Below are 4,661 nucleotides of genomic sequence, written 5' to 3' on the forward strand. Positions count from 1 at the left end.
TCCAGCCCCGGATGGGCATGGCCGACCCGCTGCGGATGCGCGACGGCCTGCTCGCCACCCGCGACGCCGACGCCGTCACGGTCGGCACCATCACCCTGGACAGCTACACCCGCACCGGCGACCTCGCCGCCGCCCGCCGCGCCCTGGCCGACGGCGTGGGGCTGAACGGCTACCCGATCGCCGGCCATCCGGTGGACGTCACCCGGGCGGTGCTGCGCGGGGTCGCCGGCGAGGGCTTCCCGGTGCAGGTCCGGCACGGCTCGGCGCGGCCCGAGCACATCGTCCGCGCCCTGCTCGCGGTCGGCCTGGACGCCACCGAGGGCGGCCCGGTCTCCTACTGCCTGCCGTACAGCCGCACCCCGCTGCGCGAGGCGGTGGAGAGCTGGCGACGCAGCTGCGAACTGCTCGCGTCCATCCGGGAGTTCGGCGCGGAGCCGCACCTGGAGACGTTCGGCGGCTGCCTGATGGGCCAGCTCTGCCCGCCGAGCCTGCTGATCGCGGTGAGCGTGCTGGAGGCGCTGTTCTTCCGGCAGCACGGACTGCGCAGCGTCTCGCTCAGCTACGCCCAGCAGCCCGACCCGCGCCAGGACGAGGAGGCGCTCACCGTGCTCGGCCGGCTCGCCGGCGAGCTGCTGCCCGACGTCGATCACCACCTGGTGCTCTACGCCTACATGGGCGTCTTCCCGCGCACGCCCGGCGGCGCCCGGCTGCTGCTGGAGGACGCCGCCCGGCTGGCGGTGCGCACCGGGGCGGCCCGGCTGATCGTGAAGACGACGGCCGAGGCGCACCGGATCCCGACCGTCGCCGAGAACGTCCGGGCGCTGGAGACGGNGCCGCCGTCGCCGAGCCGCCGCGCCCGCCGCTCGTGGTGCCCGACACCGGCGTCGAGGCGGAGGCGCGGGCGCTGATCGGCGCCGTGCTGGAGCTGGACGCCGACATCGGCCGGGCCCTGGTCCGCGCCTTCGCGGCCGGCTACCTGGACGTGCCCTACTGCCTGCACCCCGACAACGCCGGCCGGGCCCGCAGCTCGCTCGGTCCGGACGGACGGCTGCACTGGTCGGACGTCGGCTCGATGCCGATCGCCGGCCTGTCCGGCGGCCCGCGTCCGCCGATCCTCGGCTCCTCCGGGCTGCTCGGCGCGCTCTCCCACGTCCAGTGGGACTACGACGGCCGCGCCGCCGGGACCCCGGACCTCGACCTCGACCTCGACCTCGACCGAACATCCGCCGCACCACGAGAGTTGGGACTCACCACGCCATGACCACCGACGGGACCACCCCCACGACGCTCCCGGACCCCGGCCGCCACCTGACCTCCCCGACCACCCGCGCCGCGCTGCGGATCCAGCACCACCTGCTCTCCGCCGCCCGCGAGCACCTGCGCGGCCAGGGCTTCACCGAACTGCTCCCGCCGATCATCGGCCCGGTCACCGACCCCGGTTCGCGCGGCTCCAAGCAGGTCGACGTCGACTTCTACGGCCACCGCTACAAGCTGATGACCAGCGCGATCCTCTACAAGCAGGCCTCGCTGCTGGCCTTCGACAAGATCTTCTGCATCGCGCCGAACGTCCGGCTGGAGCCGTTGGAGACCGCCGGGACCAGCCGCCACCTGGTCGAGTTCCACCAGCTCGACGTCGAGGTGGCCGGGGCGAGCCGGGACGACGCCGTGCGGCTGGTCGAGGAACTGGTGGTACACATGGTCGGCAGCGTGGTGCGCGAGCTGCCCAAGGAGTTCGCCGAACTCGGCCGCGACACCGACGCGTTCGCCGAACTGCTGAAGGGCTCCTTCGGGCGGATGCGGCACGCCGAGGCGGTCGCCGAACTCCAGGGCCTGGGCCACCCGCAGAGCCCGGACGCCGAACTCGACTGGGCCGGGGAGGCGTTGCTCTCCGCCCGGCGGGACCGGCCGTTCTTCGTCACCGACTACCCCAAGGGCTCGCGCGGCTTCTACGACCGCGAGAACCCCGAGGACCCGGGCCTGCTGCGGAACTTCGACCTCATCGCGGCCGAGGGCTACGGCGAGCTGTGCAGCGGCAGTCAGCGCACCAACGACTACGCGGAGATCGTCACCCGGATGCGCGAGACGGGGGAGAACCCGCAGAAGTACCGGTGGTACCTGGACCTGGTGCGCGAGGGCGTGCCCGGCAGCGCCGGCTTCGGCATCGGGGTCGAGCGGCTGACCCGCTACGTCGCCGGGCTGGACGCGGTCTGGCAGGCCAGCGCCTTCCCGAAGATCGCGGGAGTGGTGTCGCCGTGAGCGATCTGTCGGCACCCGGCTTCCCCGAGGAGGAGGTCCGCCGGCGGGCCCGGGCCGGTGCGGCGGCGGCCTTTCCGCCGCCCGGAAGCTACGGGCAGGTGCTGTTCGGCGCCGAGCCCCGGACCGGCGGGCCCGGGGCGGACGCCCTGGACGCCCTGGACGCGCTGCGGATCGTGCCGCCGGTGTTCATGCCGCAGCGGCTCGCCAAACTGATCGACCTGGGCCGCGAACCGGACTATCGGGACGTCGAACTCGTCACCGCCATCGGCGGGTTCACCTCCGCCCTGCCGGTGTACGTGTCCGCGACCGGCTCCACCAGGGCGGCCGGCGGGGACCTCGGCCTGGCGCTCGGCCGGCAGGCGGGCGCGCTCGGTCTGCCGATGGTCATCGGCGAGAACGTCGTCCCGGTGAACGGCTACGGCCGGCTCGGCGAGGCCGCCGACCGCGCCCTGCTCGGCCGGCTGCGCGCCTACACCGAGGATCTCCCGGACGGGCTGGGCGGGGTGGCCGTCCAGCAGTCCACCGAGGACGCCGACGCCGAGGTGTGGAACCTCGTCTACAGTGACCCGGCGGCCCTGCCGCTGCTCGAATCCGGGCGCCTGGCCTTCGAGTTGAAGGTCGGACAGGGCGCGAAGCCGGGCCTCGGCGGGATGACCGTGCTGGACGCCGAGGCCGCCGCCCGGCTCGGCGACCGCTACGGCCTCGACCCGGTCTTCGGCGAGGACGGCCGGGTGCTGCGCGCCGGCACGCCCGGCACCTTCACCGCGGAGATCCTGCGCCAGCAGATCCGGTTGATGCGCAACAACTTCCCCCGGGCCCGGGTCTGGGTGAAGCTGCACCCCGGCCGGGACGTCGCCGAGGCCGCCCGGGTGGCCGCCGAGGCGGGCGCGGACGCCGTCACCGTGGACGGCGCGGAGGGCGGCACCGGCTGGGCGCCGGGCGTCTTCCCGGCGCAGGTCGGGCTGCCGCTGGCGGAGTGCCTGCGCCGGCTGGCGGCCGCCGGGCCGCCGCCCTGCCTGCTGGTCTCGGGGCGGATGTGGGAGGGCGGCCGGGCGGTCAAGAGCCTGGCCCTGGGCGCCCGCGCGGTGGGCCTGGGCCGGGCCGCCCTGCTGGCCGCCGCCGAGGACCCGGAGGCGGGGCTGGTCCGGTTCGCCGACTGCCTCGCGCTCGAACTGCGGCTGCTGATCAGCGCGCTCGGGAAGTACGCGCCGGCCGCCCTGGAACGGGCCGACGTGTGGTCCCCCGACGTCCCCCCGGGATTCTGATCACCCCCCCTGTCAAGCAATCCTGAATCGCTTCTCCCTGAGCCCGTCGAGGCGCCCCAGCGCACCTCGGCGGGCTGGACGCGTTTCATCAATGCTCGTGAGAAGAGCGGCAGTTGAAACTGCCGATGGTCTTCCGGGAATTCTGCCGATCGGCTCCGGAAAGCCGCCCTATCGTCGAGATCACTGCCCGCAGCGTCGTCAATTCATCGGGGTTGGATGATGGAATCTCGCGGTTTCCCCTTCATGTCCGTCGCGCGCCGGTTCCCGGACCGGCCGGCCGTACGGCTCGGCGCCCGGACCGTCAGCCACCGGGAGCTGGACGAGCTGAGCGGCGCCCTCGCCGCCCGGATCGCCCCCGGGCGGACGGTGGCCGTCACCGGCCGCGACCGGCTGGACCACCTGGTCGGCCTGCTCGCCGTGCTGCGCGCCGGGGCCGTCTACCTGCCGCTCGACCGGGAGGCCCCCGAGGAGCGCAACCGCTGGATCCGCGAGGACGCCGGCGCCACGCTGGAGCTCACCGACGGCGAGCTCACCGGGCCCGCGCCGTCCGAAGGGGCGGCCGCCGCCCCCGGCTACCTCATCTACACCTCCGGCACCACCGGCCGCCCCAAGGGCGTGCACGTGCCGCTCGCCGCGCTGACCGGCCACCTGGCCGCCGCCGTCGACCGCTTCGGCCTCACCGCCGAGGACGTCGTGCTGCACCTGGCCCGCCCCACCGTGGACGTCGCCGTGGAGCAGACGCTCACCGCGCTGTCCGCCGGCGCCTGCCTGCTCATTCCGGAGGAGCGGCTGCTGGGCCCGGACGCCCTGCTGAACCTGCTGGACGCCGAGGGCGTCACCGTCGCCAACCTGCCCGCCGGCTACTTCCAGGAACTGGTGCCGGCCCTGCGCGAGCACGGCCGGGCGCCCCGCGCCCTGCGGCTGATGATCTCCGGCAGCGACCGGCTGCACCCCGGGGCCGCCGACTCCTGGCGGGCCGCCACCGGTGTGCCGCTGCTCAACGCCTACGGGCCCACCGAGACCGTGATCACCGCCACCGTCCACGAGCTGTCCGGGCCCGTCGAGGCCGCGGGGGTCCCGATCGGCACCCCGCTCGGCGAGCGGCGCGCCTACGTGCTGGACGAGCGGCTGCGACCGGTC

3 protein-coding genes and 1 pseudogene are annotated in these 4,661 nt (G+C 74.8%); all 4 read left to right on the forward strand.

Features of this window, described 5'->3' with window-relative positions; translation table 11 throughout:
• Nucleotides 1-1,261 (forward strand): annotated as a pseudogene (locus tag ABD308_RS16640) (amino acid--tRNA ligase-related protein); the annotation flags it as partial.
• A complete protein-coding gene (locus ABD308_RS16645; RefSeq protein WP_344334971.1) occupies nt 1,258-2,256 on the forward strand; it encodes an asparagine synthetase A in 999 nt (332 codons plus the stop codon). The pseudogene ABD308_RS16640 and the gene ABD308_RS16645, both read left to right, overlap by 4 nt.
• The gene (locus ABD308_RS16650) at nt 2,253-3,521 is read left to right on the forward strand and encodes a glutamate synthase-related protein (RefSeq protein ID WP_344334973.1); all 1,269 of its coding nucleotides are present in this window, start codon (nt 2,253-2,255) and stop codon (nt 3,519-3,521) included. Before ABD308_RS16645 ends, ABD308_RS16650 begins: the two co-directional genes overlap by 4 nt.
• A gap of 243 nt (nt 3,522-3,764) precedes the next feature.
• Nucleotides 3,765-4,661, forward strand: an 897-nt coding sequence (locus ABD308_RS16655) for an AMP-binding protein (RefSeq protein ID WP_344334975.1), incomplete at its 3' end; no start/stop codon positions are given.

The organism is Kitasatospora putterlickiae, assembly GCF_039527695.1.
Taxonomy (GTDB): Bacteria; Actinomycetota; Actinomycetes; order Streptomycetales; family Streptomycetaceae; genus Kitasatospora; species Kitasatospora putterlickiae.

Bases quoted from the DNA above. Each gene is read 5' to 3' on its own strand.
- ABD308_RS16645 (WP_344334971.1), top strand. From the start codon at position 1,258: ATGACCACCGACGGGACCACCCCCACGACGCTCCCGGACCCCGGCCGC.